The sequence below is a fragment of the Nocardia gipuzkoensis genome, assembly GCF_021183645.1.
GTDB classification, from domain to species: domain Bacteria; phylum Actinomycetota; class Actinomycetes; order Mycobacteriales; family Mycobacteriaceae; genus Nocardia; species Nocardia abscessus.
On the sequence record NZ_CP089225.1, the window covers coordinates 395,507 to 421,290 of the forward strand.

Here is a 25,784-nt window from a genome sequence, read left to right on the forward strand (position 1 = left end):
CAACGGCACGTACGGGGATTCGGATGAACCCCCGTACGTGCCGTGCGCCCGGGATCCGGGGCTACTTGACCTCGTACACCCAGATCAGTGCGTTCGACAGTTCACCGTTCGGGTTCCACTTGTACTGACGCGCGAGGCCGGCACCGTCGTACGTCCGCACATAGTCGAGCAGGTCCGGGCGGGTGACCTTACCGCCGTCGATGCCCTTGGCCAGGATCGTGGTGAGGTCGTAGGCCTCGACCGAGTAGACGCCCGGCGCCTGGCCGTTGAGCGCCTCGTAGTCCTTGGCGAAGTTCTCCGGGGCGGGACCGCACGGGCACGACAGCTTCGCGCCCTTGGCGGCACTGCCCGCCTGGGCGACGAACTGCGGGTCGTTGGTGCCGTCGGCGGAGACGAAGACCGCCTTCACGCCACCGGACTTCAACTGCTGGGCCAGCGGCGCGCCCTCGGAGTAGTACCCGGAGTAGAAGATGGCGTCCGGGTTCGCGGCCGCCACCTTGGTGACCGTCGCGGAGAAGTCCTTGTCGCCCTTCTTGATACTGGCGGCGCAGGCCGGGTCGGCGGCCGCGCCGAGACCCTCGGTGATCGACTTCGCCAGGCCGGTGCCGTAGTCGGTGTTGTCCTGGATGACACAGACCTTCTTGAAGCCCGCGGTGTTGACCAGGTACTTCGCCACCGAGGGGCCCTGCACGTCATCGTTGGCCAGACCGCGGAAGAAGGTCGTCCAGCCGTTCTGGGTCAGCGTCGCGTTGGTCGCCGACGAGGTGACCGAGACCAGCCCGGCGTCGCTGAGGATCTTGCCGGTCGCCTTCGTCTCCCCGGAGAACGCGGGACCGACCAGGCCGATGATCGACCGGTCGTTGACGATCTGCGGGATCACCTGGGTGGCCTTCTGCGGGTCGCCCTCGGTGTCGAACTGCTTGAGCTCGATCTTGCAGCCGGGGTTGGCCTTGTTGTGCTTGTCGAGGGCGAGCTTGACGCCGTTGACGATGTTGATGCCGAGCGCGGCGTCCGGACCCGTCAGCGCGCCGGCCATCGCGACTGCCGTACCCGGCGCGCAGGTCGCCTTGCCGTCGCCCGCGGGATCGGCAGCCGCGGCCGCGTCGGCCTTCGGCACCTCCTTGCCCTGCTGGTCGACCTGCAGCACCGGCTGGATGGACAGGCCACCCGCGCCGTTGGTGCCCGAGGAATCCGAACCGCTGCTGGTGGATTTGTCACTACAACCGGTCAGCACCAGCGCGGCGGCGGCGCCGACGGCCAGGACACCGAGCGTCGAGCGACTGCGCCATGTCGAACTAAGCACGTTTCACCTCATCTAAGTTCTGTGCTCCCCCGGGGTCGCCGAGGAGGCCGACCATGTCAGCCCGGTCAGAACATAGCGTCGGTACGTTAGTTCCGCATCACATTCGGATCATGCGCGCGACATCGTTTCGAATTCTTGTTCACGATGACGTTTCGTCCGCGTAAATTTTCCCGCCGCCGCGGTCACTTGGGCGTCAGGTTCTCCAACACGACCTCCGCGACCGCCTTCATCGTGGTGCGACGGTCCATTGCGGTGCGCTGAATCCACTTGAACGCCTGCGGCTCGGAAAGACCCTGGGTCTGCATCAGAACACCCTTGGCGCGCTCGACCAGCTTGCGCGTCTCGAGCCGGTCGGCGAGATTCGCGACCTCGCTCTCCAGCGCGGTGATCTCATGGAAGCGGCTGGCCGCCAATTCGATGGCGGGCACCAGATCCGATTTCGTGAACGGCTTCACCAGATACGCCATCGCACCGGCGTCCCGCGCCCGCTCCACCAGGTCACGCTGGCTGAACGCGGTCAAGATCACCACGGGCGCAACGCGTTTCGACGCGATCTCGGCCGCGGCGTCGATGCCGTCGCGGCGCGGCATCTTCACATCCATGATGACCAGGTCCGGCCGGTGCTCGACCGCGAGATCCACCGCCTGCTGACCATCACCCGCCTCGCCGACCACCTGATAGCCCTCTTCGGTCAGCATCTCGACCAGATCCATGCGAATGAGCGCTTCGTCTTCGGCGACGACGACCCGCTTCGCCCCGGCGTCCCGTTTGGTGCCGGCGCCCCCAGCTGCTGTGCTCATAGGTAGACCCCTCTGGTTCCGATGCCCTGTACCCGATCAAACCGAAGGAAAGTCCGCGATCGCACCGGGCGACCGTGGGCCGACCATCGGGCTGTCGAGTGATGTAAAGAGTACCTTTCACTTCGGCGTAGAACGCATATACCCTGCGCAAACCGTGCGCTCGCGCCGCAACCCCGACCCATTCGCTTCCACACCACCCGACCCGCTATAGTTGCCATCCGGTGCGCCGGGTTGGCGGAACTGGCAGACGCGACGGTCTCAAAAACCGTTGTCCGAAAGGACGTGTGGGTTCGAGTCCCACACTCGGCACTCGCTTTTGGGTGTCCCCTGCTCGCGGAGAGCGCTCGCAGGGGGCGCTCGTCGTTTCTTCTGGGGGTGCAACCCCCAGGCCCCGCTCGGCGGGGCTTCGCCCCCCGAACCCCCCGGTGTGCGTGGTTGCGTTGGGAGCGGAACAGGATCCGCCCACCGGGCTCGCGCGGTTCAAGCCGTCGTCGCCTTGCGCGATCACCGGGACTCCGCCTGCGGCGGGGCCAGGGGACGGGCCATCGTCTCACACCTCGTGAGCGAATCCTTTTACTACGGCAGCGAATCGGGGTAGTCTGCGCACGCGTCATATCTCGGAGTAATCACAGAGCAGCGTTTGAATGTGTGCGCTGCGGGGTGAGAATCCCACCGCACCACTCCGCGGAGTGACGTACGTCGCAGGCCAGCGGCCGAAAGCGGCGAGCTGCGTGTACGGCGCGCTACGAGCAGATGAATATGTTGTTCCCACATGTGGGACTAACGACTTGGGACCTTCTGGTAGCTTCCGTGCCCCTTATCGTGTTCTGTATGCACGTCCTGTTCGTCTGCAACGGCAACGTTTGCCGTTCGGTGATCGCCGAGCGGCTCACGCGCGCCCTCGCGGTCGAATACGATCTCCCCTATCTCACCGCCGAGAGCGCCGGAACCCGTGCGCTGGTCGGATTTCCGGTCGAGCCGCTCGCCGCGCAGACCATCGCCGGGCTCGGCGCAGACCCGGGCAACTTCCGGGCCCGTCGCCTGAAACCGGAGATGATCGACAAGGCCGACCTGGTCCTCACGATGACCGAGCAGATTCGCGATCAGGTGATCGACCTGGCTTTCGGTGCGGGCCCGCGCACCTTCACATTGCTGGAGGCCCACCGCATCGCCCATGTCACCGGTGCGCGCACGGTCGCCGAATTGCACCAGGCGCGCAATGATCTGTCGCTGGTCGGCCGGGAGAACATCGCCGACCCGGTCGGGTTGTCCGCCCATGCCTTCTGCGAGGTCGGCGATCGGATCGCCGAGGCACTGGTGCCGCTGCTGCTGGCGCTCGCCCCGCACGAGCAGCCGCGCTGGCCCCACGACGAGCGCCGCGGACTGGTGATCCGTCCCGGCGGCGCGCCCGCACCGCTGGCGACCTTCCTCGCCGCCCAGCGCACCCGGTGATCGCAGGCGCGACCGCGGACAACCGCACGGTGTGACGCACCTCGACGTGTCACGCGTCAACCTGTTACCACTCGGCTATGTCCATTTCCGTCCCGGACGCACTAAACTCCCGCCGGACAACACTCTCCGCCGTTGCTGGTTCGACACAGGACAGGAATCAGACATGCCGAAACGCATTTCGGATGTTTCGCTCCATGTTTATGTGACACCGGAAATCCTCGAACGCGTCGTGGACACCGTGCGCGCGGTCGTCGACGACCACCTCACCGACCGCGACGTGTTCGCCTGGCGGTTCACCTTGCCGGTCGACGCCGACGACCCGGCCCACACGGCTCTCGAGCGCCGCTGCCACACCGATCCGTCCTGCGGTGGCGCGGGCGACCGCGGCACCTACGAGATCGCGCTCAGCCTGGTCGGGGCACCGGATCAGCTGACCGACGACCACATGGCGGCGCTGGAACGGCAACTGCTGCACGGAATCTCCGGGCTGACGCGAACCGAGCCGGGCGGTGGGATCCCGGTCTCGATCCGCGCCTCACAACGCACCGATGTCGATCTCGACATCGATCGCCACCACGAACTGCTGTAGTCCTAGCGCCGCGCGGGGAAGTGGCGGATGAGTCCCTCTTGCACCGTGGTGGCCAGCAGATCGCCGCTGCGGGAGTAGAAGCGCCCGGTCGCCAGGCCACGGGAGCCCGCGGCCACCGGTGACTCGGTGCAGTACAGCGCCCACTCGTCGAAACGGAACGGGCGGTGGAACCAGATCGAGTGGTTGACCGTGGCCGCGATGATGCGGTCCAGCCCCCAGGACAGCCCATGGGTGGTGATGATCGAGTCCAGCACCGTGGTGTCGGACGAATAGCCCAGCGTCGCCACGTGGATCAGCGGATCGTCGGGCAGCTTGCCGTCCGCGCGCATCCACACGCGGTTGTGGTTGAGCCGCTCTCCCGTGCCCTTCAGGATCCACGCCGGATCGTTGGTGTACCGCATGTCGATCGGATGCGGCGCCTTCACGAACATCTCCAGCTTGTCCTCCAAGCCTTCGAAGCTCTCCTCCACCCGCGGCAGCGTCTCCGGGTCCGGCACCTCCGGCTGGGCATGCGCGTGCTCGAGTCCCGTGCCCCAATCCTGGAACGCGGCGAGCATCACGAACAGCTCCTGGCCGTCCTGGCTGGCGGTCACCGTGCGGTTGGCGAACGCCCGGCCGTCGCGATGACGGTCGACCCGGTACTCGATCGGCTTCTTCACGTCGCCACCGCGCACGAAATGCGCGTTGACCGCGTGCACCGGACGGTCACCGACCGTCCGGCCCGCCGCGATGATGGCCTGCGAGACGAGCTGACCGCCGAAGGTCCGGCTCCACACCTTCTCCGGGTGCTGGCCGACGAACACATCCTCGTCCATCTGCTCGAGATCGAGCAGACCCAGCAGCACATCCAGGTCGGAGTGGTGCGCGGGCGGCTCCGCGACGGGGCTGCTCAGGGAAGCACTCACTAATGGTCCTCCTCACCGATTCGGTGAACGTGGATCAGGTTGGTGGACCCGACGGTACCGGGCGGCGACCCGGCCACGATGACCACCAGGTCCCCCTTCTGGTATCGGTCCATCGACAGAAGTGCTACATCCACCTGGTGGATCATCGCGTCGGTGCTGTCGACGGTCGGCACGATGAAGGTCTCGGTACCCCAGGTCAGCGCGAGCTGGCTGCGCACCTCCGGCAGCGGCGTGAACGCCAGCAGCGGCAGCGGTGTGTGCAGCCGGGCCAGGCGGCGCACCGTGTCGCCCGACTGAGTGAACGCGACCAGCGCCTTGGCGTTGAGCCGCTCGCCGATATCGCGGGCGGCGTAGGAGATCACGCCGCGCTTGGTACGCGGCACGTGGGTCAGCGGCGGCACCCGGGTGGACTCGGTCTCCACCGCGTGCACGATGCGCGCCATCGTGCGCACCGTTTCGATCGGGTACCTGCCCACCGAGGTCTCGCCCGACAGCATCACCGCGTCGGCGCCGTCGAGCACCGCGTTCGCCACGTCCGAGGCCTCCGCGCGGGTGGGGCGGGAGTTCTCGATCATCGACTCCAGCATCTGCGTGGCGACGATGACCGGCTTGGCGTTCTCGCGAGCCATCTGGATGGCGCGCTTCTGCACGATCGGCACCTGCTCGAGCGGGAGTTCGACGCCGAGATCGCCGCGCGCGACCATCACCGCGTCGAAGGCCAGGACCACGGCCTCCAGGTTGTCGATCGCCTCCGGCTTCTCCAGCTTGCCGATCACCGGCACCCGGCGGCCCACCCGGTCCATCACGTCGTGCACCAGCTCGACATCGGACGGGGACCGCACGAACGACAGCGCGATGAAGTCCACGCCGAGCTTCAGCGCGAATTCCAGGTCCTCGATGTCCTTCTCCGACAGCGCGGGAACCGACACGTCCATACCCGGCAGCGAGACGCCCTTGTTGTTGGAGACCGGACCACCCTCGGTGACCCGGCAGACCACGTCGTTGCCGTCGACGCTGGTCACGGTGAGCCCGACCTTGCCGTCGTCCACCAGCAGCCGGTCGCCGGCCTTGGCGTCCTGCGCCAGTTCCTTGTACGTGGTGGACACGCGGTCGTGGGTTCCGTCGATGTCGTCGACGGTGATGCGGACCTCTTCACCCGTCGCCCAGACGGTTTTGCCTTCCAGGAAGCGACCGAGGCGGATCTTGGGACCCTGCAGGTCGGCGAGAATGCCGACAGCCCGGCCGAGGTGGTCGGAAGCCTGACGCACCTTCTTGTAGTTCTCGGCATGGTCCGCGTGCTCGCCGTGACTGAAGTTCAGCCGAGCTACGTCCATACCGCTCTCGACGAGTTCGCGGATACGGTCCTCGGTGGCAGTGGCCGGGCCGAGCGTGCACACAATCTTCGTCCGTCGCATCACGGGTAGAGCCTAGTCCCGCTCGGTACCCAGGGCCCGCCGTGGTCATGGTGAATCCTTGGTGAAAAAAATGAACGACGGCGCGTAGCAGGTACAAACGGATACTCAGCGGGCGACATGACGGGCCAATCTCGTTTCCAGCCGGGTCTGCCCGAACCCGAGGATGAGGCAGATCACCCAGTAGTACAGCGCCGCGACCCCGTAGAGAGCGAAGAAATCGAAGGTCGGCGCGGCCGCGAGCTGGGCGACGCGCAGCAGTTCGGTCACCAGGATGGTCGAGGCCAGCGAGGTGTCCTTCACCAGGGCGATCAGCGTATTCGACAGCGGCGGCACGGCGATCCGCGCGGCCTGCGGCAGGATGATCGACCGCAGCATCATCGGGTACGACATGCCGAGCGCCTGCGCCGCCTCCCACTGGCCGGTCGCGACGCTGAGGATGGCGGCGCGCACCACTTCGGCCGCGTAGCCGCCGACGTTGAGGCTGAACGCGATCACCGCGGCGGGAAACGGGTCGATGACGATATCGAACTGCGGCAGCGCGTAGAACACGATGAACAACTGCACCAGCAGAGGTGTGCCGCGGATGATCGAGATGTAGCAGCGGGCCGCCGCCGACAGCGGCCACACCGCCGACATCCTGGCCAGCGCGACGAACAGCGCGAGGACCAGGCCGATGGCGAAGCTGATCGCGGTGAGCGGCAGGGTCTTGGTGAGGGTGGCCTGCAGCATCGGCCACAGGTTGTGCCAGATGAGATCCCGGGTGGCGGCGTCCATGAACGATGCCGGCTACCGGCTGACGTCGGTGCCGAAATACTTCTCGGAGATCTTCGCCAGGGTGCCGTCGGCACGCAGCTGGTTCAGCGCGTTGTCCACATCGGTGATCAGCGCGTCGCCCTTACGCGCGGCGAACGCCTGCTTGCTCTCCGATCCGGTGCGCCCCGCGATCCGCACGCTGGTGTCGCCGGTCTTCTCGGTGTATTCGGCGACGGCGAGGTTGTCGTTGACGGTGGCGTCGACGCGGCCGTTCTTCAGCAGCTGGACGGCCTGCACGAAGCCCTCCACGGCCTCGACCTTCGCGCCCGCCTCGGTGGCGACCTTGCTCCAGTTGCTGGTGGCCGACTGCGCGCAGGTCTTCCCGCGCAGGTCGGCGAGGCCGGTGATGGCGCTGTTGTCGGCGCGGGTGACGATCACGCCCGCCGAGGTGGTGTAGGGCGAGGACAACGCGTACTTGGCCGTGCGCTCCTCGCTCACGGTCACCTGGTTGGCCACCAAGTCGAAGCGCTTGGACTCCAGGCCCGCGAAGATGGCGTCCCACGGCGTCTGCACGAATTCGACCTTCTTGCCGAGTTTGTCGCCGACCGCCTGGATCACCTCCACGTCGTAGCCGGTGAGCTTGCCGTCGGAGCCCTGGAAGCTGAACGGGGCGTAGGTGCCCTCGGTGCCGACCTTCAGCACGTTCGGGTCGCTGTCGCCGCAGGCGCTCAGCCCGGTGGCGGCGACGATGGCGAGCACGGCGGCGGCGAACAGCTTACGACGCACGGAATCCCTCTCTACGGTGCGTGGAGCTCCACACACGGCACGCGAATCCGGTCATGCTACGCCCGGGTGCGCGCCGGCGACAGTATCGCGATCATCGTGCGCGAAAGCATTGTGCTGGTTGATGTCGTCCGAAGACGGCCGGAGGCGGGCACGGTTTCGTGCCCGCCTCCGGGTTCTGTCGATAGCGGCGCGTTCAGTCGCGCAGCGGGCGGCCTTGCGCGTCGGGAACTTTGCCGACCAGGATCATGATGCCGTCGATGAGACCCCAGATACTGCCGAGACCGCAGGTCACGATGGTGACCGCCAGCTGAGCGATGCCCAGCCCGGTGTAACCGAGGTAGAAGCGGCCGACGCCGAAACCGCCGAGGAAGATCTGCAGCAGGCCCGCGATGAGTTTCTGCTTGTCCGACAGCGGTACGCCGAAGGGGTCGCGGCCCCACGGCGCCTCCGGGTCGTTCGGGTTGTAGCCCTGGGGGCCGCCCGGGTACGGCGCGGGCGGGTAACCGCCCGGCTGCTGACCGTAGGCGTCAACGGGCTGGCCGTACTGGGGCTGGCCGTAGGGGTCCGACGGCGGGCTGTACGGCGGCGGGCTCTGCGCGTCCAGCGGCTTGGTCAGATCCGGGCCGGTGCCGGGCGGGCCGTACTGCGGTCCCCCGGTGCCCGGATTCTGCTGGTAAGGGTCGGTCACTCATGTCCTCCTCATTAGTGCGGGCACCCTCTTGTCGGCCCCCGGCCTAGCTGGACCGCCGAACTGTCGCTCGCGACGATCACGAGTCATTGTCACCGGGATCGACCGGGTTGTCGCCCCCGGAGCGTTCTGCCCCGCGAGTAGTTATCGCAGCGGATCGCCGGATCGTTGCCGTGGAGATGAATTCGCTGTCGGCGGCTACGAATCTCCCCCGAACGATCAGCTCTTGTCCGAAGCGGGCTTTTCCGAATCCGTCTTGTCCGAGGCGGTCTCGGTGGTCCCGGCCCCGGGCCCGGCGGCCTCGTCCGTGGACCGCCCGCCCGGCTCAGGAGCACGGGACTCGGCATCGGGCACCACGCCCTCGGACGCGGCGGTATCGGACCCGGTCTCGGATGCGGCGGTGTCCGAGGGCTTCTCGGCCGATGCCGCACCCGCGGCACGCAGCGCGCCGATCTGCCACGGCCATGGGCGCGGGCTCGCACCGGGCTGCAACTGCTCGGGCGTCTCGCGGCCCTTCGTCGCGAACACGAAGTAGGCGATCGCGCCCAGGAACACGACCGCGGAGGTGAACGAGTTGATCCGGATGCCCGCGATCTTCGTCGCCTCGTCCGCGCGCATCAGCTCGATGAAGAATCGGCCGAAGCAGTAACCGGCGACGTACAGCGCGAACAGTCGCCCGTGGCCGATCCGGAATCGCTTGTCCACGTACACCAGCAGCACGACGACGAGCACGTTCCACAGCAGCTCGTAGAGGAAGGTGGGGTGCACGACCTTCTCGACCACGCCGGTGGAGGCGCCGTTCATCATGTCGAGCCGGCCGTCGTCGCCCACCCGCCGGTAGATCTCCAGACCCCACGGCAGGTCGGTCTCCCGCCCGTACAGTTCCTGGTTGAAGTAGTTGCCGAGCCTGCCGAGGGCCTGGGCGAGCAGGATCGGCGGGGCCACCGCGTCACCCAAGGCGGGCAACGGGATCCGGTATATCCGGCAGCCGATCCACGCGCCGATGCCGCCCAGCAGCACCGCGCCCCAGATGCCGAGGCCGCCTTGGTAGATCTTCAGCGCGTCGACCGGATTGCCGTCCGCGCCGAAGTATTTCTGCCAGTCGGTGGCCACGTGGTAGAGCCTGCCGCCGACCAGACCGAACGGCACCGCGAACATCGCGACGTCCAGGATCGCGCCGGGCTTCCCGCCGCGAGCGCGCCAGCGCCGTTCGCCCCACCAGATCGCGACGACGATGCCGAGGATGATGCACAGGGCGTACGCCCGCAGCGGGAACGGCCCGAGTTGCCACACGCCCCGCGCGGGGCTGGGGATGTAGGCCAGCACGGCGCCGCTGACGCCGCCGTCGGCCAGGACACTGTCTGCGAGGACTCGTAAGGTCACGGGGCCACCGTAGCGGAGATGCCCGACCGCCCCGCCACCACCGCACTGCCCTCGTCGTGACCGGGCGCACCACCACCGGGCCGACACGCCCGTGGAGGTCGATCTCAGGTCAGGGTGCGGCCGGAGCGCGACCGCGCAGAACCCAGGGCGATCGACGGGCACGACCCGGCGGGTGACCGCGTTCATCACCGACGACAGCCACATCCGCTCGCGTGCCCTCGGTGAAGCGCAGCCCACGCTCACCATCGCCGAGGACCGCGGTGTCCGCGGGGCCACCGGGTGCGATCACATGGAGCATGCGGATCGGACGTCGAAGTTCCGCATCCGCTGAGACGGCGCGGCCGTGGGGCCTCGGCGCCGCGAACCGGGTGCTACGAGGCGACCGTTGCCGACCGCACGCCGTCGGCGAGTTCCGCCGTGAGTGCCCGCACCGCGTCCAGTCCCTGGCCCGCCGCGCTCACCAGCGCCGAGCCGACGATGACTCCGTCGGCGTAGGAGGCGATCTCGGCGGCCTGCTCGCCCGAGCGGACGCCGAGGCCGACACCGATCGGGATGTCGGAGTGGGCCCGGATGCGCGCGCACAGGGCGGGCGCGGCCGAAGACACCACGTCCCGCGCACCGGTGACGCCCATGGTGGAGGCGGCGTAGACGAAGCCGCGACTGGCCTCGAGCGTCTTCACCAGGCGCTCCTCGGTGGACGACGGCGCGACCAGGAAGATGCGGTCCAGATTGTGCGTGGACGAGGCGATGAACCAGTCATCGGCCTCCTCCGGAATCAGGTTCGGGGTGATGATGCCCGCGCCGCCCGCGGCGGCCAGATCTCGTGCGAAGCTGTCGACGCCGTACCTGAGCACCGGGTTCCAGTAGCTCATCACGACGGCCTTGCCGCCCGCTGCGGTGATCGCCTCGACCACGGAGAACACGTCACGCACACGCACGCCGCCGCGCAGCGCCTGTTCGGCGGCGGCCTGGATGGTCGGGCCGTCCATCACGGGGTCGGAGTAGGCGACGCCGACTTCGATGATGTCGCATCCGGCTTCGACCATCGCGCGCACCACCGCGATCGAACCGGCCAGGTCGGGGTAGCCCGCGGGCAGGTAGCCGATCAGCGCCGCGCGGCCCTCGGCGCGGCAGGCGGCGAAGGTGTTCGCCAGGCGGGACTGCTGGCTCACTGGTCGGCCTCCTGCGGCTCGGTGTCGAACAGCCCGAACCACCGTGCTGCCGTGTCCATGTCCTTGTCACCCCGGCCGGAGAGGTTCACCAGGATGATCGCGTCCGGGCCGAGTTCCCTGCCCAGTTGCAGCGCGCCCGCCACCGCGTGCGCCGACTCGATCGCGGGGATGATGCCCTCGCTGCGGCTGAGCAGCAGCAGCGCGTCCATCGCCTCGGTGTCGGTGATCGGCCGGTATTCGGCACGGCCGACGTCCTTGAGGTAGGCGTGCTCCGGGCCGACACCCGGGTAGTCCAGGCCCGCCGAGATCGAATGCGACTCGATGGTCTGGCCGTCCTCGTCCTGCAGCAGGTAGGAGTAGGCGCCCTGGAACGCGCCCGGCGTCCCGCCGGTGAACGTGGCCGCGTGCCGCCCGGTGTCGACGCCGTCGCCTGCCGCCTCGTATCCGATCAGCCGGACGTCGGCGTCGTCGAGGAACGCGTGGAAGATGCCGATGGCGTTGGACCCGCCGCCGACGCAGGCGACGACCGCGTCGGGCAACCGGCCGGTCGAGGCCTGGACCTGGACGCGGGCCTCCATGCCGACGACGCGCTGGAAATCGCGCACCAGCATCGGGAACGGATGCGGGCCCGCGGCGGTGCCGAAGCAGTAGTAGGTGTCCTCGGCGTTGGTCACCCAGTCGCGCAGCGCCTCGTTGATGGCGTCCTTGAGCGTCTGCGAGCCGGAGGTCACCGAGATCACCTCGGCGCCGAGCAGGCGCATGCGCGCCACGTTCAGCGCTTGGCGCGCCGTGTCGACCGCGCCCATGTAGATGACGCAGTCCAGGCCGAGCAGCGCGCAGGCGGTCGCGGTGGCGACGCCGTGCTGGCCGGCGCCGGTCTCGGCGATCACCCTGGCCTTGCCCATCCGCTTGGCGAGCAGCGCCTGGCCGAGCACGTTGTTGATCTTGTGCGAGCCGGTGTGGTTCAGATCCTCGCGCTTGAGCAGGATGCGGGCGCCGCCCGCGTGCTCGGACAGGCGCGTGCACTCGAACACCGGCGACGGACGGCCGGTGTAGTCGCGTTGCAGCCGGTCGAGCTCGTTGAGGAAGGAGTCGTCGAGCCGGGACTTCTCGTACTCGGCCGTGACCTCCTCGATGACGGCCATCAGCGCCTCGGGGACGTGCCTGCCGCCGTAGACGCCGAAGTGGCCGCCCGCGTCCGGCTCGTGGCCGCTGCGCTGGGCGACGCCGTCACTGGCCCTGGGTAGTGCCGTCACGTCCGTCACCGGCCCCGCCGCGCGGGCTTCGGGCAGGACGGGTGAGTGCCCGCGGTCACCAGTTCGGAGACCGCCGCACGCGGGTCGCCACTGGTCACCAGTCCCTCGCCGACGAGCACGGCGTCCGCGCCCGCGCCCGCGTAGGCCAGCAGGTCGGCGGTGCCGCGGATGCCGGACTCGGCGATCCGGATGACCTCGGTGGGCAGTCCGGGCGCGATCCGCGCGAACACGTCGCGATCGACCTCGAGCGTCTTGAGGTTGCGGGCGTTCACGCCGATCACCGACGCGCCCGCTTCCAGCGCGCGGTCGGCCTCCTCCTCGGTGTGCACCTCGACCAGCGCGGTCATCCCCAGCGACTCGGTGCGGTCGATCAGGGAGGACAGCACGTCCTGCTCCAGCGCCGCGACGATCAGCAGGATGACGTCCGCGCCGTGCGCGCGCGCCTCGTGGATCTGGTAGGGACCGACGACGAAGTCCTTGCGCAGGATCGGGATGTGCACCGTGGCGCGTACCGCGTCCAGGTCGTCGAGCGACCCGTTGAAGCGGCGGCCCTCGGTGAGCACGCTGATGATCCGCGCGCCGCCGTCTTCGTAAGCCTTGGCCAGGCTCGCCGGGTCCGGGATGTCCGCGAGCTCGCCCTTGGACGGACTTGCCCGCTTGACCTCGGCGATCACGCCGATGCCGTCCTCGAGCAGCGCCGCGCGGGCGTCCAGCGGCGCGGGCGCGGCCGCGGCGGCCGCCTTGACCGCTTGGAAGTCGAGAAGGGCTTCCCGAGCGGCCACATCCGCGCGGACCCCGTCGAGAATCGAGTCGAGTACCGTCATCTGGCTCGAATCCTTTCTGGGGAGACGGACTTGCTACCTGAGAATCCCCCCAGGCGCTGTCTCACCGATGCTGACAAAGAATAAATGGACCTACCGGGCGCGTTCGCGCCGGGGCTGGGGTTGAACCACGCGGAAGGGCTCGGCGCAAGGTGGTACCCGCCACATCCGCCGCGCGGGAACTGCTCAGCGGCCATGCCGGCCCGCCTCGCCGTGCCCCGGATCGTCCCGAGGCGGCTGCCCGGCCTCGGCTTCCTCGGTCGGGTCGGTGCCCGCGTCCAGCGCGTCCCACAGCACACGCTCGGACAGGTGCGGCGCGGACGGCTCGTCCGAGGACCGCGCGCGCCGCTGGGCGACCTCCGCCGTGGCGTCGGCGCGCCGGAAGACCGGATTGTCGTACTTGCCGGACAGCCGCGCCGCCTCGGCGGGCATGCGCGCCAGCAGCGCGCCCGCGCCGAATGCGGCGATCGCGCCGAGCAGCGCGAGCACGGCCGGGAACGCCGACGTGGTCGCCGTCTCGACCTGGGCGCGCGCCGGGAGTTCGGCGAGTGCCGCGGCTCGCTCGGCGGTCTTGCCGGAGCTGGTCAGCAGGGCGAACGCGGGCACCGCCGCCACCGCCGCGACCAACGCGATCAGCACGCCCACTACCCGGCGCAACCAGCCCCGGGTGGCCAGCACGGCCGCGATCGAGGCGAGCAGCACCAGCGCCAGCGGTGTCAGCGCGCCGAACCACACCCCGCCGTTCAGGTGATCGGTGCGCGGCTGGGTGAGACCGTCCGACGAGGACACCGTCACCCAGGTCATCCGGGACGAAGCCCACAGCGCCGCGGCGGCCATGGCGAGCAGCACGACCGGCCCGACGGGGTACTTCCGGCCGGAAACGCTTTCGGCCGGGCCTGGTTCGCCTTCGGGGTGGGCAGCCGTCATAGTGGTCCGCCGTTCGCCGCATCGGGCTGCGTGCCGTAGGCCCGCACCGTTCCGGCCGCCGCGATCGCCTTGAGCACCGCCATCGCCTTGTTGCGCGATTCCACGTCCTCGTACTCCGGATCCGAGTCCGCGACGACGCCCGCGCCCGCCTGCACGTAGGCCGTGCCGTCCTTCAGCAGCGCGGTGCGGATGGCGATGGCGGTATCGGCGTCTCCGGCGAAGTCCAGGTATCCGACCACCCCGCCGTAGACGCCGCGGCGGGTCGGTTCGAGCTCCTCGATCAGCTCCATCGCGCGCACCTTGGGCGCACCGGACAGGGTGCCCGCCGGGAAGCACGCCCGCACCGCGTCCAGTGCGATCCGGCCGGGCGCCAACCGGCCCGACACCGTCGACACCAGGTGCATGACGTGGCTGTAGCGCTCGATGTGCCGGTACTCGGTGACCCGCACGGTGCCCGGCTCGCACACCCGGCCCAGATCGTTGCGGCCCAGGTCGACGAGCATGAGGTGCTCGGCGTTCTCCTTCTCGTCGGCGAGCAGGCCCTTTTCCAGCAGCAGGTCCTCCTCCTCGGTGCCGCCCCGCCAGCGGGTGCCCGCGATCGGGTGGGTCGTCGCCACACCGTCCTTCACGGTCACCAGCGATTCCGGGCTGGAGCCGACGATCGAGAACGCCGTGCCGCCCTCGCCGTCCGGGATGTGCAGCAGGTACATGTACGGGCTGGGATTGGACGCGCGCAGCATCCGGTACAGGTCGATCGGCGCCCCGTCGTAGTCCATCTCGAAACGCTGCGACAGCACCACCTGGAAAGCCTCGCCCGCCTCGATCTCCTTGACCAGGCGGCGCACGCCGGCGCCGAACTCCTCGGTGGTGCGCCTGCGCCGGTAGCGGGGCTCGGGCTGGTCGAACACCGAGACGGTGGAATCGGCGGGCACGCCGAGCGCGGCGGTCATCCGGTCCAGCCGGGCCACCGCGTCGTCGTAGGCCTCGTCGACGCGCTCGGCGGTGCCGTTCCAGTTGACCGCGTTGGCGATCAGCGTGATGGCGCCCTCGTGGTGATCGAACGCGGCCAGGTCGGTGGCCAGCAGCAAGACCATCTCCGGCAGCTGCAGGTCGTCCAGCGCCAGGCTGGGCAGCCGCTCTATCCGGCGCACCGCGTCGTAGCCGAGGTAGCCGACCATGCCGCCGGTCAGCGGCGGCAGCCCGGGCAGGCGCTCGGTGCGCAGCAGCTCCAGCGTCTCGCGCAGCGCGACCAGCGGATCGCCGCCGGAGGGGGCGTCGGCCGGGATGCTGCCCAGCCAGGCCGCCGCGCCGTCGACGACGGTCAGCGCCGAGGGACTGCCCGCGCCGATGAACGACCAGCGCGACCAGGACCGCCCGTTCTCCGCGGACTCGAACAGGAAGGTGCCCGCCCGGTCGCCCGCGAGTTTGCGGTAGGCCGACAGCGGAGTCTCGGAGTCCGCCAGCACCTTTCGGGTCACCGGGACCACCCGATGCTCCGCGGCCAGCTGGTGGAACTGCTCGCGGGTCGTGGTGGTGGGAGTGGACGCGCCTGGCATGCACTCATCATCCCAGGCCGGGCCGATCGACCGGTGAGCGGTGCCGGTGACACGGCCACGGCCGCGACAAATCCGACAAATCAGGTCGACCGTCCGGTTCCCACGCGCCCGCGGGAGGTGTGGCGGCGCTCACTACACTCGCGCCCGTTCCACGTCGCATGCGGTATCCATCTCGAGAGGAAACAACTGATGTACCCCTCGCAATCGGTAGCGCCCGAGGGCCCTCGGCACGTCGCGGGCCAGAGTGTCCCGCACCTGCGCGCTCCACGGGCAGCGGGCACGAACGCCGCCCCGAGCAACGCGCTCGCGTCCTTCGTCACCTACGTCAAAGCACTGGAGTCCCTGGACAAGAACCGTTTTCCCGACGAGTACGCCGTCCACAGTCACCGCATCAAGGAGCTGAAGCCGTTCCTGCGGGCCCACGGCATCCTCGACGTGATGGCCATCAAGAATCCTGAGGTGGCAGCGCTCATCGGCGCGTAGCCGCGCCGCGCACCACCGGTTCGTGCCCGGCCACCGACGCGATCCGATCGCGGCGGCGCATCGACGGGCACGAGCACCGGGTTCGTCCGCCGCCGGCGAGCGAGGTACCCGATTCGACCAAGCGCCCGGTAGTGTTCCCGGGTATGCAGCAAGGACAGCTCGCCCCCGACTTCGAGCTTCCCGATCAGTCCGGCACCCTCCGCTCGCTCGACAAGCTACTGGCGGACGGCCCACTGGTCCTCTTCTTCTATCCGGCGGCCAACACCCCTGTGTGCACAGCCGAGGCCTGCCATTTCCGTGACCTCGCCGCCGAATTCGCCGCGATCGGCGCGACCTGTGTCGGCATCAGCACCGACAACGTGGACACGCAGGCGGGATTCGCCGAGAAGCAGCGCCTCGGCTACCCGCTGCTCTCCGACGCCGACGGCGCCGTCGCCGCGAAGTTCGGCGTGAAGCGCGGCCTGCTCGGCAAACTCGCGCCGGTGAAGCGGCAGACGTTCGTCATCGACACCGACCGCACCATCCGCAAGGTCATCACCGGCGAGTTGCGCGCGGCGGTGCATGCCGACGAAGCACTGAACTACCTGCGCACCAGGTAGCAGGCGCGACGCGCCGCCGTCGCGCAGCCGCTGTCCGGCGACGGCGCGGCCTAGGCTGGCCGCATGACTTCGACCGAGGTTCAGCCGGGCGGGCGCAAACCTACGGCAGCCGTCTGGCGTACACGGATCATCGGGGGCGCCGCGCTCTTGGCTGTCCTCGTCGTCCTCTACTTCCTGCTGTCCGCGTTCATCCCGCGCTGGTGGGCGCAGCGGGTGGGGTCGGCGGTGCACGGTAGCTTCACCAAGGGCATCGGCTGGGGTCTGTTCTATGGCGGAATCTGCACCGCCGTCACGCTTTTCCTGTTGTTGTTCGCCGTTCAGGTCTGGCGGCGCAAAGCGGGAAGGTTCCTCGCGGGCGCGGCCGCGATAGTCGCGATCCTGTTCGCGCTTCCCAATCTGATGACGCTGACCATCGTGCTCGGCAACAGCAGCGCCGCGCACGCGGGTGAGCGAGTTCTGGACGTCGACGCGCCCGCCTTCCGCGGCGCCGCGCTCACCGGCGCCGTCATCGCCACGCTGCTGTTCCTCCTGACGGTTGCGCTGTTGCTGCTGCGCAGATGGCGCCGCACCCACCCGTCCACACCGAAAGCCGAGGACACGCCACCACCGCACGTGTGAGTGAACTCACCTCACCCAGCATCTTTATGCCGGTCGAGCGAAGTCGTGGCAAACTCGATGTCGCGGGTGACTGTGCACAAGTTTTTCGACAATCACTAGGACTACGAACACAACCACGTCACTTGGCTCGAAAGAAGGCACACAGTGACGAAGTGGCTCGACCCGGTCGAACAACGAGCTTGGCGCTCGATCGTAGCGCTGATGACGCGGCTGCCAGGAGCCTTGGATACGCAGCTCCAGCGCGAGTCCGGCGTGACGCATTTCGAGTACTGGGTACTGACCCTGCTGTCGGAGGAACCGGGGCACCGACTGCAGATGAGTGAGCTTGCCCACAAGGCAAATGCATCGCTATCGCGACTGTCGCACGTGGTGTCCAAGCTGGAGCGGATGGGCTGGGCCCAGCGCTCGGCGACCGCCGGGCGGCGCGGCGTGCACGCCGTGCTCACCGACGAGGGATACCTGAAGGTCGTCGAGGCCGCGCCGGGCTATCTGGCGGCCGTGCGGCACTTGGTCTTCGACGGATTGGACGACGCGCAGAAGGCCCAGCTCGCCGAGCTCGGCGAGCTGCTGGCCGAGCGGCTCGTCGGCGCGCTCGACCAGCTCGGCGAACTCTCCCCGGCGAAGGCGAATCGGGACGACCACCGCCCGAACGGCGCCTAGCCCGGCGCGGGTCAGGACCGCGCGGCCAACAGCACGTCCGAGTCGAAGCAGGTGTGGGTGCCGGTGTGGCAGGCCGCGCCCTCCTGATCGACGACCAGCAGAATCGTGTCGCCGTCACAGTCGAGCCGTACCTCGTGCACGTACTGGGTGTGACCGGAGGTCTCGCCTTTGACCCAGTACTGCTGACGGGACCGCGAATAGTACGTCGCCTTACGGGTTTCCAGCGTGCGCGCCAGCGCTTCGTCGTCCATCCACGCGACCATCAGCACGTCACCGGTGGCGCGTTCCTGCGCGACGGCCGACACCAGCCCGGCGTCGTTGCGCTTGAGACGGGCGGCGATAGCGGGATCGAGACTCATAGCACCGTTATAACAGGGGCGGGCGCGAGCAGGCGCGCCCGGAGTACAGGTCAGCGCACGCGCGCGCGCCGCAGGTCACCGAGTACCTCCCAGGTGCGCCGCTGGTCCTGCGGGGTGGTCAGATCGGTCTGCGAGAAGACCACCTCCGTCGCGCCAGCCGCGAAGTACTCCGCGACGCGGGAGGCGATCAGCTCCTCGTCGCCGATCACCACGAGATCCGCCGCCCGCGACGCGCCGGACAGCTCGATCACCCGGGCATAGGACGGGATGTCGTCGTAGAACGCCGTCTGGGCGATGGCGGCCGCACGCGCGGCCTCGACGTCGGCGGTGACCACGCCGGGGACCAGGACGGTGATCCGCGGGGCGGGGCGGCCGGCCCGTTCGGCCGCGGTGGTGAGCGGCGCGACGACGTGCTCGGCCAGGGCCTTCGGGCCGATCAGGAAGAGCAGGGTGCCGTCGGCGAGCTCACCGGTGACGCGCAGTGCCTGCGGTCCCATGGCGGCCACCAGAATGGGCACGGCCGGGCGCGCCCCGGCCACCGCGGCGGGCAGCGGGGCGGCGGCGGTGAGCGTCTCGCCGTGGAAGTCCACCGTGCCGGTGTGCAGCACGGCGCGCAGCGCGGTGAGGAACTCGCGCAGCCGGGTGATCGGTCGGTCGAAGGAACCGCCGAACGCCGGTTCGGCGAAGGATTTCGCGCCGAGGCCGAGCCCGAGGGTGAACCGGCCGCCGGTGGCCGCCTGCGCGGTCTGCGCCTGACCGGAGATCAACAGGGGATGACGCGCCGTGATCGGCACCGCGGAGGTGCCGACCGCGAGTTCGGGCACCGCGCGGCCGACGATCCCGGCCAGCGCGATGGCGTCGTGGCTGAACGTCTGGCCGAACCACAGCGACGACACTCCGGCGGCGGCCGCCGACTCGCCCAGCGACACCGCCGCGTCCACGGCGTTGTCCGTGGCGTCGAGGGCGAACGGGGACAGCGCGATTCCGATGCTCATGCCCGATGCAACCGCACCGGTCCGGTCCGCCTTCCGACTCGGCGGATTCCCGCCAGTCGCTACCGGATGACGATCTTCTCCGCCCGCATCGAATCCTTGACCTGGCCGATGGTGAGGTCACCGAAGTGGAACACGCTGGCCGCGAGCACCGCGTCGGCGCCCGCGTGCACGGCCGGGGCGAAGTGCTCGACCGCGCCCGCGCCCCCGCTGGCGATCACCGGAACCGTGACGGCCGCCCGCACGGCACGGATCATCGGCAGGTCGAAACCGGCTTTGGTGCCGTCGGCGTCCATCGAATTCAGCAGGATCTCGCCGACCCCGAGTTCAGCGCCGCGCACCGCCCATTCGACCGCGTCGATGCCGGTGCCGCGTTTGCCGCCGTGCGTGGTCACCTCCCAGCCGGAGGGGGTGTCCGGCTGTCCTTCCGGGACGGTGCGCGCGTCCACCGACAGCACGATGCACTGGGAGCCGAATCGCTCGGACATCTCGCGCAGCACCTCAGGCCGCGCGATCGCGGCGGTGTTCACCGAGACCTTGTCCGCGCCCGCGCGCAGCAGGCGGTCCACGTCCTCGACGGTGCGCACCCCGCCGCCCACCGTGAGCGGGATGAAGATCTGCTCGGCGGTGCGGGTCACCACGTCGATCATGGTGCCGCGGTCGCCGGTGGAGGCGGTCACGTCGAGGAAGGTCAGCTCGTCGGCGCCCTGCGCGTCGTAGAGGGCGGCCAGTTCGACGGGATCACCCGCGTCGCGCAGGTTTTCGAAGTTGACGCCCTTGACCACCCGTCCCGCGTCGACGTCCAGACACGGGATCACTCGTACGGCCAACGTCATTGCCTCACCCTTCCTCCGCGGCCGCCGGATCGGCGACCGCGCAGATCATGTCGAGCAGTTCTTCGTGCACGCCGGGCGCGGCCGCGAGCACCGAGCCGGAGGTGATGGTCCACGGCCGGCCCACCAGATCGGTGACCACCCCGCCCGCCGCGCGCACCAGGGCGACGCCCGCCGCGTTGTCCCAGGGATGGTGCCCGAACACGATCGTGCCGCCGAGCACGCCGGACGCGGTGAACGCCAGGTCGATGCCGGTCGAGCCGTGCATGCGCACCCGGGAGGACAACCTGCTCAGCGGGCCCAGCAGGTCGAAGCGGAACTGTCCGGGGATGCGGCCGTTCGAGTCGACGTTGAACGTGCCGAAGCCGATCATGGCCTCGGCGAGCTTGCCGCGCGGCAGCGGCGGCAGCGGCTTCCCGTCCAGCAGCACGGGGCCTCCGGTCATGGCGGCATAGCGGCGGCCGAGCAGCGGCAGCCAGGTCAGGCCGAGCACCGGTTCCCCGTCGCGCACCAGCGCGAGCAGCATGCCCGAGAGCGGATGCCCGGACGAGTAATTGAAGGTGCCGTCGATCGGGTCGAGCACCCATGCGGTGCCGGAGGTGAGCTGCGGGCCGCCGAACTCCTCACCGTGCACCTCGATGCCCGTGCGCCGCCGCAGCTCGGCGGAGACGGTGCGCTCCAGTTCCAGATCCAGCTCGGTGGCGAAGTCGTTGCGACCCTTGGCGACCGCGCTCGGCGCGCCGATACCCTCGATGAACCGGGAACGTACCGAGTCCAGGACCTCGCTCGCCTCCGCGAGCAGTCTCGACAGCTCCTGGGTCATCTCACCGCGGCCAGCGCCTCGGGCAGGGTGAACCGGCCCGCGTAGAGCGCCTTGCCGACGATCGATCCCTCGACGCCGTCCGGCACGAGTTCGGCGATCGCGACCAGGTCCGCGATGGTGGACACGCCGCCGGAGGCGATGACCGGGGCGTCGGTGGCCGCGCAGACCTCACGCAGCAGGTCGAGGTTCGGGCCGGTGAGCGTGCCGTCCTTGGTCACGTCGGTCACCACGTACCGCGAGCAGCCGTCCCGTTCCAGGCGCTCGAGTACCTCCCACAGATCGCCGCCGTCGCTGACCCAGCCGCGGCCGCGCAGCCGGTACTCGCCGTCGATGATGCGCACGTCCAGACCGACGGCGATGCGCTCGCCGTGCCGGGCGATGGCCTTCGCGCACCACACCGGGTCCTCCAGCGCGGCGGTGCCGAGGTTGACCCGGGCGCAGCCGGTGGCCAGGGCCGCCTCCAGGCTCTCGTCGTCGCGAATGCCGCCGGACAGTTCCACCTTGACATCGAGCTCACCGACGACGCCCGCGAGCAGCTCCCGATTCGAGCCGCGCCCGAAGGCGGCGTCCAGGTCGACCAGATGCACCCATTCCGCGCCGGCTTCCTGCCAGGCCAGCGCCGCCTCGCGAGGCGAGCCGTAGCTGGTTTCGCTTCCGGCCTCTCCTTGCACGAGGCGCACGGCCTCTCCGTTGGCGACATCGACGGCGGGTAGCAGCACAAGACTCACGAGAGCAGCCTAGTGGTTACCCGGTCGCGTCCGGGTGCAGGGCCTGGGCGAATGGGACCTCGATCACCGGCGCCGGTCAGCCGCGGTGGGCGTCCAGGATGCGGGTCAGCAGGGTGACCAGGGTGCGCCGGTCCCCCGTGGAGAAGCCGGCGAGCAACTCGTCCTGGGCGACCGCCAGGCGCTGGTCGAGCTCGTCCAGGTGCCGGGCGCCCGCGGTGGTGAGGGTGACGATGTTGCGGCGCCGGTCGGCGGGATCGGAGCTGCGCTCGACCAGCCCGCGGGCGGCGAGATCGTTCACCGCCGCGACCACGTCGCTGCGGTCGATGCGGGTGCGCCTGCCCAGCTCCGCCTGGCTGGCCGGACCGAACTCCCCGAGCGTGGCCAGCAGCGCGTAGTGGTGCCGCCGGGAGCCGGTGGGCTCCAGCGCCCGCTCGGTCGCCCGATTCGCCACGAGCGCGACCTGATTGACCAGCCTGGTGGGCAGGACCCGGAGCCGTCCCGCCGCGCCTTCGTGCGCGATGTCCATGCGGCCACCCTAACAAGACTTGTTGGCGTCCCCCACGGTTTGATAAGTTGGCAACACCAACGTTGGAGTTGCCAACGTTCTGCTCGAAAGGCTACCTCGATGCGCAAGATTCGCTCGGTCCTCCCTGTGCTGGCCCTCCCCTTGGCCGCCCTGACCGCCGCATGCACCTCCGCCTCCGCGACCCCTGCGCCAGAGGTACGCGAGCTGCTGGACCGCCAGCAGATCACCGCTCTGGTCGACCGGCTCGGCCGCGCCTTGGACGAGGGCCGCTTCGACGACCTCCGGGCGATCTACACCTCGGACGCGACCGCGAAGACCCCCGGCGGCACCGCCGAGGGCCGCGACGCGCTGATCGCCCAAGCGAGCCGAAACCACGGCGACGACAAGCGAATCCAGCACGTCATCGGCAATGTGCTGATCGATCTGCGCGGCGACGCAGCCGATGTCCGGGCCAACCTGATCGCCACCTTCGCGCCCGCCTCCGCCGATGGGACGATTCCGCAGCCGCGATACACCCTCGGCGAGATCTACCGCTTCGACGCGGTGCGCACCGCAGAAGGCTGGCGCCTGTCCCGGGTACAGACCACCCCGATCTGGTCCACCGGCACCCGGCCGTGATCAGCGGGCGGCGAGCACGCGTACGCGGTAGCACGCCAGGGCGGCTAGCACCGCGCACAATGCCGTCACCGCGGCGGCCGCGATCCGCAGGCCCTGTCCGATCTGGAACTCCGCCGCCGCGCGTTCGATCTCGGCGAGCGTGTGCGCGTTCCGGTCGTCGAACAGGATCGACGCGCGCGGCCACAAATAGAGGATCGACAGCAGGAACTGCCCGCTGAGCAGAGCGGCGAGCGAGAAACCGAGCCATCGGCGTCCGACCCGGTAGGCCAGCGACACCGCGCCCGCGATCAAGGCGCACAGCGTCAGCGCCGCGCCGAGCGGGCGCATGACGTCACCGACGGCGACGGTGCTCATGAATCGCTCGGTCAGTTCCAGCGATGCGGGAATGTCGTGAAAGATGTTGGGATACAGCAGCAGCGTCTCGGCCGCGGTCGTCCCGAAAGCGAAACACGCGACGACAGCGTACCCGGTGATTATCGTCAGCGGAACAGTGGCGCTTCTCATATCGACCTCCTCCCCTCGACCGTAGGTCCGGGCCGCAACTTGCGGATCCGGAGCGAGCCCCCATAGACGGGTCAGGGTCTACCCGGGAACTGCCGGCCCGGTCGTCGGCCGGAGTTCGAACACCCGACTCGGATGGAGGCGCCGGGTGCGCCGCAATCGGCCCTGAACTCGACCACTGGCTCTCCGTAGCGAGCGCGGTGATTCGTCGCCTGCCCGACCGGGAGCGCGGCGGATGCTCGCGCCGCGAAACCGGCAGGAGCAACGTGGCAGCGGGAGCCGTGCCCGTCGCCGGTCCGAGTTGTAGCGCGGCGGATGCTCGCGGCGAGAGCACCGAGGTGAAGCCCGCCGCGAGATCGCCGCGGCACGGGCGGCGCGGGCGGTATCGTCTCCGCTCGGCGATCACCTCCGGTCGCCGCTTCCACCTCGCACCGAGGAAGTGCATGTCACGATCCACAATCGCTGCCGCCCTGTCGCTTTCGGCAGCAGCCTGCTCCGCGGCCTTCGTCGCCGCACCCGCCGCCACCGCCGCCCCGCCCGAGGAGGCGCGCCTGGCGGGATGCGAATTCGGCTCCGCCGCGGCGACATACGACTACGCGCGGTTCGGCGAACACGCCCGCCGGATGCTCGACCTCAGCACCGGAGAGTTCCGCGCCGAGTTCGAGAACTTCCGTGGCAATATCCAGTCGAGCGCGGAGGCCGCGCACATCCGCGCCGAGGCCAACTCGGCCGACTGTCGTGTCGTCTCCGGCGACGACAACCGGGCCGAGGTGGACGTCGACGTGGTCCGGACCGTGACCAGCGACGAAACCGATGGTCTCCCGCAGACCAGCCGCATGGCCATGACCGTGACGGTGGACAACGTCGACGGACGCTGGCTGGTCAGCAAGGTTCGCTCACGCTGACCCGGCAAGTCCCGCGCGCCCCCGGTGCGCGGGATTCGCCCTACAGCGAGTTCACCCAGTTGCGCAGCAGGTGCGCGCCCGCGTCACCGGACTTCTCCGGGTGGAACTGCGTCGCCGACAGCGCGCCGTTCTCCACCGCCGCGAGGAACGGCACGCCGTGTTCGGCCCAGGTCAGTTTGGGCGCGGCGAAGTGGTCACTGGGCGGGAGATCCCAGGTCTGCGCGGCGTAGGAGTGCACGAAGTAGAAGCGGGTGCCGGTGTCGAGGCCCGCGAACAGGACGCTGTCGGACGGAGCGGAGACGGTGTTCCAGCCCATGTGCGGCAGCACCGGAGCGGACAGCCGTTCGACCGTGCCGGGCCATTCGGCGCATCCGTCGGTCTCCGCACCGAACTCGACACCCCGTTCGAAGAGGATCTGCATGCCGACGCAGATGCCGAGGACCGGACGCCCGCCCGCCAGACGCTGACCGATCAGACGCTCGCCCCGCACCCCGCGCAATCCCGCCATGCAAGCGGCGAACGCGCCGACGCCCGGCACGACCAGACCGTCGGCGGCCAGCACGACCTCCGGGTCGGCGGTCACCTCGACGCGCGCGCCCACCCTGGCCAGCGCCCGCTCGGCCGAGTGCAGATTGCCGGAGCCGTAATCCAGCAGCGCCACCGATTTCGCGGTCACAGCGTTCCCTTCGTCGACGGGACCCCGCTCACCCGCGGGTCGGGTTCCACCGCGGCGCGCAGTGCGCGTGCCACCGCCTTGAATTCGGCCTCGGTGACGTGGTGCTGATCGCGTCCGTAGAGCACCCGGACGTGCAGGGCGATGCGCGCGTTCAGCGCGATCGACTCGAATACGTGACGGTTGAGCACGGTGGAATACGGCGCACCGGGACCGGAGCCGGGGATCACCGTGTGGACCAGGTGATCCGGCTCGCCGGTGTGCACGCAGTAGGGGCGGCCGGACACGTCGACCGCGGCGTGGGCCAGTGTCTCGTCCATCGGGATGTAGGCGTCGCCGAACCGGCGGATGCCCGTCTTGTCGCCCAGCGCCTTGCCGAGTGCCTGACCGAACACGATCGCGGTGTCCTCGACGGTGTGGTGCGCCTCGATCTCGATGTCGCCCTCCGCGCGCACGGTCAGGTCGAAGCTGGCGTGCGCGCCGAGCGCGGTCAGCATGTGGTCGTAGAACGGCACGCCGGTGGCGATCTCGGTCTTACCGGTGCCGTCCAGATCCAGCTCCACGAGGATGCTGGATTCCTTGGTGACCCGCTCCACCCGGGCGGTCCTGCTCATGCTCATGTCCAATCGGGGTTGTCGCCGAGGGTTTCCCGGCGCTGGT

The 25,784-nt window shown here is 69.4% G+C and carries 31 protein-coding genes and 1 tRNA gene; 10 read left to right on the forward strand and 22 right to left on the reverse strand.

Annotated features, from left to right (window positions below; translation table 11 throughout):
• Nucleotides 1–61 precede the first annotated feature (61 nt).
• Nucleotides 62–1,303 carry a branched-chain amino acid ABC transporter substrate-binding protein gene (locus LTT66_RS01775; protein ID WP_408638729.1) on the reverse strand — a complete coding sequence of 414 codons (1,242 nt, stop codon included), beginning with the start codon at nucleotides 1,301–1,303 and terminating at the stop codon, nucleotides 62–64.
• A gap of 182 nt (nucleotides 1,304–1,485) precedes the next feature.
• Nucleotides 1,486–2,103, reverse strand: a complete 618-nt coding sequence (locus tag LTT66_RS01780) for an ANTAR domain-containing response regulator (protein WP_040777220.1) — start codon at nucleotides 2,101–2,103, stop codon at nucleotides 1,486–1,488.
• Between the two features lie 225 nt (nucleotides 2,104–2,328).
• Between LTT66_RS01780 and LTT66_RS01785 the strand changes: the two genes are divergently transcribed.
• The 3 genes from LTT66_RS01785 to LTT66_RS01795 all read left to right on the forward strand — a co-directional run bounded on the left by LTT66_RS01785 (nucleotide 2,329) and on the right by LTT66_RS01795 (nucleotide 4,144).
• Nucleotides 2,329–2,412 (forward strand) — tRNA-Leu (locus LTT66_RS01785).
• A gap of 522 nt (nucleotides 2,413–2,934) precedes the next feature.
• Complete coding sequence (locus LTT66_RS01790; RefSeq protein ID WP_233063401.1) at nucleotides 2,935–3,555, forward strand: arsenate reductase/protein-tyrosine-phosphatase family protein; 621 nt, start codon at nucleotides 2,935–2,937, stop codon at nucleotides 3,553–3,555.
• A gap of 202 nt (nucleotides 3,556–3,757) precedes the next feature.
• Entirely contained in the window at nucleotides 3,758–4,144 is a 387-nt protein-coding gene (locus tag LTT66_RS01795; protein ID WP_233063402.1) for a hypothetical protein, read from the forward strand.
• Between the two features lie 2 nt (nucleotides 4,145–4,146).
• Here LTT66_RS01795 and LTT66_RS01800 read toward each other — a convergent pair whose 3' ends face one another.
• The 6 genes from LTT66_RS01800 to lgt form a co-directional block, all read right to left on the reverse strand.
• Nucleotides 4,147–4,959, reverse strand: coding sequence for an acyl-CoA thioesterase (locus LTT66_RS01800; RefSeq protein WP_228782459.1), 813 nt, complete (start codon nucleotides 4,957–4,959; stop codon nucleotides 4,147–4,149).
• Between the two features lie 89 nt (nucleotides 4,960–5,048).
• Nucleotides 5,049–6,467, reverse strand: a complete 1,419-nt coding sequence (pyk, locus tag LTT66_RS01805) for a pyruvate kinase (protein WP_233063403.1) — start codon at nucleotides 6,465–6,467, stop codon at nucleotides 5,049–5,051.
• 102 nt (nucleotides 6,468–6,569) lie between these two features.
• The gene (locus tag LTT66_RS01810) at nucleotides 6,570–7,238 is read right to left on the reverse strand and encodes an amino acid ABC transporter permease (protein ID WP_233063404.1); all 669 of its coding nucleotides are present in this window, start codon (nucleotides 7,236–7,238) and stop codon (nucleotides 6,570–6,572) included.
• Between the two features lie 12 nt (nucleotides 7,239–7,250).
• The gene (locus tag LTT66_RS01815) at nucleotides 7,251–8,003 is read right to left on the reverse strand and encodes an amino acid ABC transporter substrate-binding protein (protein ID WP_233063405.1); all 753 of its coding nucleotides are present in this window, start codon (nucleotides 8,001–8,003) and stop codon (nucleotides 7,251–7,253) included.
• Between the two features lie 193 nt (nucleotides 8,004–8,196).
• The gene (locus tag LTT66_RS01820; RefSeq protein ID WP_233063406.1) at nucleotides 8,197–8,691 is read right to left on the reverse strand and encodes a TM2 domain-containing protein; all 495 of its coding nucleotides are present in this window, start codon (nucleotides 8,689–8,691) and stop codon (nucleotides 8,197–8,199) included.
• A 219-nt stretch (nucleotides 8,692–8,910) separates the two neighbouring features.
• Complete coding sequence (lgt, locus tag LTT66_RS01825) at nucleotides 8,911–10,074, reverse strand: prolipoprotein diacylglyceryl transferase (RefSeq protein ID WP_233063407.1); 1,164 nt, start codon at nucleotides 10,072–10,074, stop codon at nucleotides 8,911–8,913.
• Between the two features lie 172 nt (nucleotides 10,075–10,246).
• Between lgt and LTT66_RS01830 the strand changes: the two genes are divergently transcribed.
• The gene (locus tag LTT66_RS01830) at nucleotides 10,247–10,405 is read left to right on the forward strand and encodes a hypothetical protein (protein ID WP_233063408.1); all 159 of its coding nucleotides are present in this window, start codon (nucleotides 10,247–10,249) and stop codon (nucleotides 10,403–10,405) included.
• A 40-nt stretch (nucleotides 10,406–10,445) separates the two neighbouring features.
• On the opposite strand, the gene trpA is transcribed toward LTT66_RS01830, so the two are convergent.
• The 5 genes from trpA to LTT66_RS01855 form a co-directional block, all read right to left on the reverse strand.
• Nucleotides 10,446–11,246, reverse strand: a complete 801-nt coding sequence (trpA, locus tag LTT66_RS01835; protein ID WP_233063409.1) for a tryptophan synthase subunit alpha — start codon at nucleotides 11,244–11,246, stop codon at nucleotides 10,446–10,448.
• Nucleotides 11,243–12,511 (reverse strand): tryptophan synthase subunit beta, encoded by a 1,269-nt coding sequence (gene trpB / locus LTT66_RS01840; RefSeq protein ID WP_233063410.1) that lies wholly within the window; start codon nucleotides 12,509–12,511, stop codon nucleotides 11,243–11,245. The genes trpA and trpB overlap by 4 nt, the downstream gene beginning before the upstream one ends.
• A complete protein-coding gene (gene trpC / locus LTT66_RS01845; RefSeq protein WP_043689564.1) occupies nucleotides 12,508–13,326 on the reverse strand; it encodes an indole-3-glycerol phosphate synthase TrpC in 819 nt (272 codons plus the stop codon). Before trpC ends, trpB begins: the two co-directional genes overlap by 4 nt.
• Before the next feature lie 183 nt (nucleotides 13,327–13,509).
• The gene (locus LTT66_RS01850) at nucleotides 13,510–14,250 is read right to left on the reverse strand and encodes a TIGR02234 family membrane protein (RefSeq protein ID WP_233063411.1); all 741 of its coding nucleotides are present in this window, start codon (nucleotides 14,248–14,250) and stop codon (nucleotides 13,510–13,512) included.
• Nucleotides 14,247–15,806 carry an anthranilate synthase component I gene (locus tag LTT66_RS01855; RefSeq protein WP_233063412.1) on the reverse strand — a complete coding sequence of 520 codons (1,560 nt, stop codon included), beginning with the start codon at nucleotides 15,804–15,806 and terminating at the stop codon, nucleotides 14,247–14,249. Before LTT66_RS01855 ends, LTT66_RS01850 begins: the two co-directional genes overlap by 4 nt.
• A 189-nt stretch (nucleotides 15,807–15,995) precedes the next feature.
• On the opposite strand from LTT66_RS01855, the gene LTT66_RS01860 reads away from it, so the two are divergent.
• The 4 genes from LTT66_RS01860 to LTT66_RS01875 all read left to right on the forward strand — a co-directional run bounded on the left by LTT66_RS01860 (nucleotide 15,996) and on the right by LTT66_RS01875 (nucleotide 18,166).
• Nucleotides 15,996–16,289, forward strand: coding sequence for a hypothetical protein (locus LTT66_RS01860; protein WP_181720105.1), 294 nt, complete (start codon nucleotides 15,996–15,998; stop codon nucleotides 16,287–16,289).
• 143 nt (nucleotides 16,290–16,432) lie between these two features.
• Nucleotides 16,433–16,888 carry a peroxiredoxin gene (locus LTT66_RS01865; RefSeq protein ID WP_181720106.1) on the forward strand — a complete coding sequence of 152 codons (456 nt, stop codon included), beginning with the start codon at nucleotides 16,433–16,435 and terminating at the stop codon, nucleotides 16,886–16,888.
• Nucleotides 16,889–16,951: 63 nt separating this feature from the next.
• The gene (locus LTT66_RS01870) at nucleotides 16,952–17,506 is read left to right on the forward strand and encodes a permease (protein WP_233063413.1); all 555 of its coding nucleotides are present in this window, start codon (nucleotides 16,952–16,954) and stop codon (nucleotides 17,504–17,506) included.
• Between the two features lie 201 nt (nucleotides 17,507–17,707).
• Complete coding sequence (locus LTT66_RS01875; protein ID WP_233068952.1) at nucleotides 17,708–18,166, forward strand: MarR family winged helix-turn-helix transcriptional regulator; 459 nt, start codon at nucleotides 17,708–17,710, stop codon at nucleotides 18,164–18,166.
• A gap of 11 nt (nucleotides 18,167–18,177) precedes the next feature.
• On the opposite strand, the gene hisI is transcribed toward LTT66_RS01875, so the two are convergent.
• The 6 genes from hisI to LTT66_RS01905 form a co-directional block, all read right to left on the reverse strand.
• A complete protein-coding gene (gene hisI, locus LTT66_RS01880) occupies nucleotides 18,178–18,525 on the reverse strand; it encodes a phosphoribosyl-AMP cyclohydrolase (RefSeq protein WP_040777184.1) in 348 nt (115 codons plus the stop codon).
• A gap of 50 nt (nucleotides 18,526–18,575) precedes the next feature.
• A complete protein-coding gene (locus LTT66_RS01885) occupies nucleotides 18,576–19,520 on the reverse strand; it encodes a TIGR03564 family F420-dependent LLM class oxidoreductase (protein ID WP_233063414.1) in 945 nt (314 codons plus the stop codon).
• A gap of 59 nt (nucleotides 19,521–19,579) precedes the next feature.
• Nucleotides 19,580–20,353 carry an imidazole glycerol phosphate synthase subunit HisF gene (hisF, locus tag LTT66_RS01890; protein ID WP_181720109.1) on the reverse strand — a complete coding sequence of 258 codons (774 nt, stop codon included), beginning with the start codon at nucleotides 20,351–20,353 and terminating at the stop codon, nucleotides 19,580–19,582.
• A 4-nt stretch (nucleotides 20,354–20,357) separates the two neighbouring features.
• Nucleotides 20,358–21,173, reverse strand: coding sequence for an inositol monophosphatase family protein (locus tag LTT66_RS01895; RefSeq protein ID WP_181720110.1), 816 nt, complete (start codon nucleotides 21,171–21,173; stop codon nucleotides 20,358–20,360).
• Complete coding sequence (priA, locus tag LTT66_RS01900) at nucleotides 21,170–21,901, reverse strand: bifunctional 1-(5-phosphoribosyl)-5-((5-phosphoribosylamino)methylideneamino)imidazole-4-carboxamide isomerase/phosphoribosylanthranilate isomerase PriA (RefSeq protein WP_043689526.1); 732 nt, start codon at nucleotides 21,899–21,901, stop codon at nucleotides 21,170–21,172. The genes LTT66_RS01895 and priA overlap by 4 nt, the downstream gene beginning before the upstream one ends.
• A gap of 76 nt (nucleotides 21,902–21,977) precedes the next feature.
• Entirely contained in the window at nucleotides 21,978–22,427 is a 450-nt protein-coding gene (locus LTT66_RS01905; protein WP_233063415.1) for a MarR family winged helix-turn-helix transcriptional regulator, read from the reverse strand.
• A gap of 99 nt (nucleotides 22,428–22,526) precedes the next feature.
• Between LTT66_RS01905 and LTT66_RS01910 the strand changes: the two genes are divergently transcribed.
• Entirely contained in the window at nucleotides 22,527–23,045 is a 519-nt protein-coding gene (locus LTT66_RS01910; protein ID WP_233063416.1) for a nuclear transport factor 2 family protein, read from the forward strand.
• Here LTT66_RS01910 and LTT66_RS01915 read toward each other — a convergent pair whose 3' ends face one another.
• Nucleotides 23,046–23,549, reverse strand: a complete 504-nt coding sequence (locus tag LTT66_RS01915) for a hypothetical protein (protein WP_233063418.1) — start codon at nucleotides 23,547–23,549, stop codon at nucleotides 23,046–23,048.
• Between the two features lie 440 nt (nucleotides 23,550–23,989).
• On the opposite strand from LTT66_RS01915, the gene LTT66_RS01920 reads away from it, so the two are divergent.
• A complete protein-coding gene (locus LTT66_RS01920) occupies nucleotides 23,990–24,451 on the forward strand; it encodes a hypothetical protein (RefSeq protein WP_181720113.1) in 462 nt (153 codons plus the stop codon).
• A gap of 40 nt (nucleotides 24,452–24,491) precedes the next feature.
• Here the strand turns inward: LTT66_RS01920 and hisH are convergent, their stop codons facing one another.
• Nucleotides 24,492–25,127, reverse strand: a complete 636-nt coding sequence (hisH, locus tag LTT66_RS01925; protein WP_233063420.1) for an imidazole glycerol phosphate synthase subunit HisH — start codon at nucleotides 25,125–25,127, stop codon at nucleotides 24,492–24,494.
• Nucleotides 25,124–25,744, reverse strand: a complete 621-nt coding sequence (gene hisB / locus LTT66_RS01930; RefSeq protein WP_174377682.1) for an imidazoleglycerol-phosphate dehydratase HisB — start codon at nucleotides 25,742–25,744, stop codon at nucleotides 25,124–25,126. Before hisB ends, hisH begins: the two co-directional genes overlap by 4 nt.
• Between the last annotated feature and the right edge of the window lie 40 nt (nucleotides 25,745–25,784).

Coding starts and splice junctions, on each gene's coding strand:
- LTT66_RS01780 (WP_040777220.1), bottom strand. CDS start 2,103: ATGAGCACAGCAGCTGGGGGCGCCGGCACCAAACGGGACGCCGGGGCG.
- LTT66_RS01790 (WP_233063401.1), top strand. CDS start 2,935: ATGCACGTCCTGTTCGTCTGCAACGGCAACGTTTGCCGTTCGGTGATC.
- LTT66_RS01800 (WP_228782459.1), bottom strand. CDS start 4,959: ATGGACGAGGATGTGTTCGTCGGCCAGCACCCGGAGAAGGTGTGGAGC.
- LTT66_RS01810 (WP_233063404.1), bottom strand. CDS start 7,238: ATGGACGCCGCCACCCGGGATCTCATCTGGCACAACCTGTGGCCGATG.
- trpC (WP_043689564.1), bottom strand. CDS start 13,326: ATGACGGTACTCGACTCGATTCTCGACGGGGTCCGCGCGGATGTGGCC.
- LTT66_RS01850 (WP_233063411.1), bottom strand. CDS start 14,250: ATGACGGCTGCCCACCCCGAAGGCGAACCAGGCCCGGCCGAAAGCGTT.
- LTT66_RS01855 (WP_233063412.1), bottom strand. CDS start 15,806: ATGCCAGGCGCGTCCACTCCCACCACCACGACCCGCGAGCAGTTCCAC.
- LTT66_RS01860 (WP_181720105.1), top strand. CDS start 15,996: ATGTACCCCTCGCAATCGGTAGCGCCCGAGGGCCCTCGGCACGTCGCG.
- LTT66_RS01865 (WP_181720106.1), top strand. CDS start 16,433: ATGCAGCAAGGACAGCTCGCCCCCGACTTCGAGCTTCCCGATCAGTCC.
- LTT66_RS01870 (WP_233063413.1), top strand. CDS start 16,952: ATGACTTCGACCGAGGTTCAGCCGGGCGGGCGCAAACCTACGGCAGCC.
- LTT66_RS01875 (WP_233068952.1), top strand. CDS start 17,708: ATGACGCGGCTGCCAGGAGCCTTGGATACGCAGCTCCAGCGCGAGTCC.
- hisI (WP_040777184.1), bottom strand. CDS start 18,525: ATGAGTCTCGATCCCGCTATCGCCGCCCGTCTCAAGCGCAACGACGCC.
- LTT66_RS01885 (WP_233063414.1), bottom strand. CDS start 19,520: ATGAGCATCGGAATCGCGCTGTCCCCGTTCGCCCTCGACGCCACGGAC.
- hisF (WP_181720109.1), bottom strand. CDS start 20,353: ATGACGTTGGCCGTACGAGTGATCCCGTGTCTGGACGTCGACGCGGGA.
- LTT66_RS01895 (WP_181720110.1), bottom strand. CDS start 21,173: ATGACCCAGGAGCTGTCGAGACTGCTCGCGGAGGCGAGCGAGGTCCTG.
- LTT66_RS01905 (WP_233063415.1), bottom strand. CDS start 22,427: ATGGACATCGCGCACGAAGGCGCGGCGGGACGGCTCCGGGTCCTGCCC.
- LTT66_RS01910 (WP_233063416.1), top strand. CDS start 22,527: ATGCGCAAGATTCGCTCGGTCCTCCCTGTGCTGGCCCTCCCCTTGGCC.
- LTT66_RS01915 (WP_233063418.1), bottom strand. CDS start 23,549: ATGAGAAGCGCCACTGTTCCGCTGACGATAATCACCGGGTACGCTGTC.
- LTT66_RS01920 (WP_181720113.1), top strand. CDS start 23,990: ATGTCACGATCCACAATCGCTGCCGCCCTGTCGCTTTCGGCAGCAGCC.
- hisB (WP_174377682.1), bottom strand. CDS start 25,744: ATGAGCATGAGCAGGACCGCCCGGGTGGAGCGGGTCACCAAGGAATCC.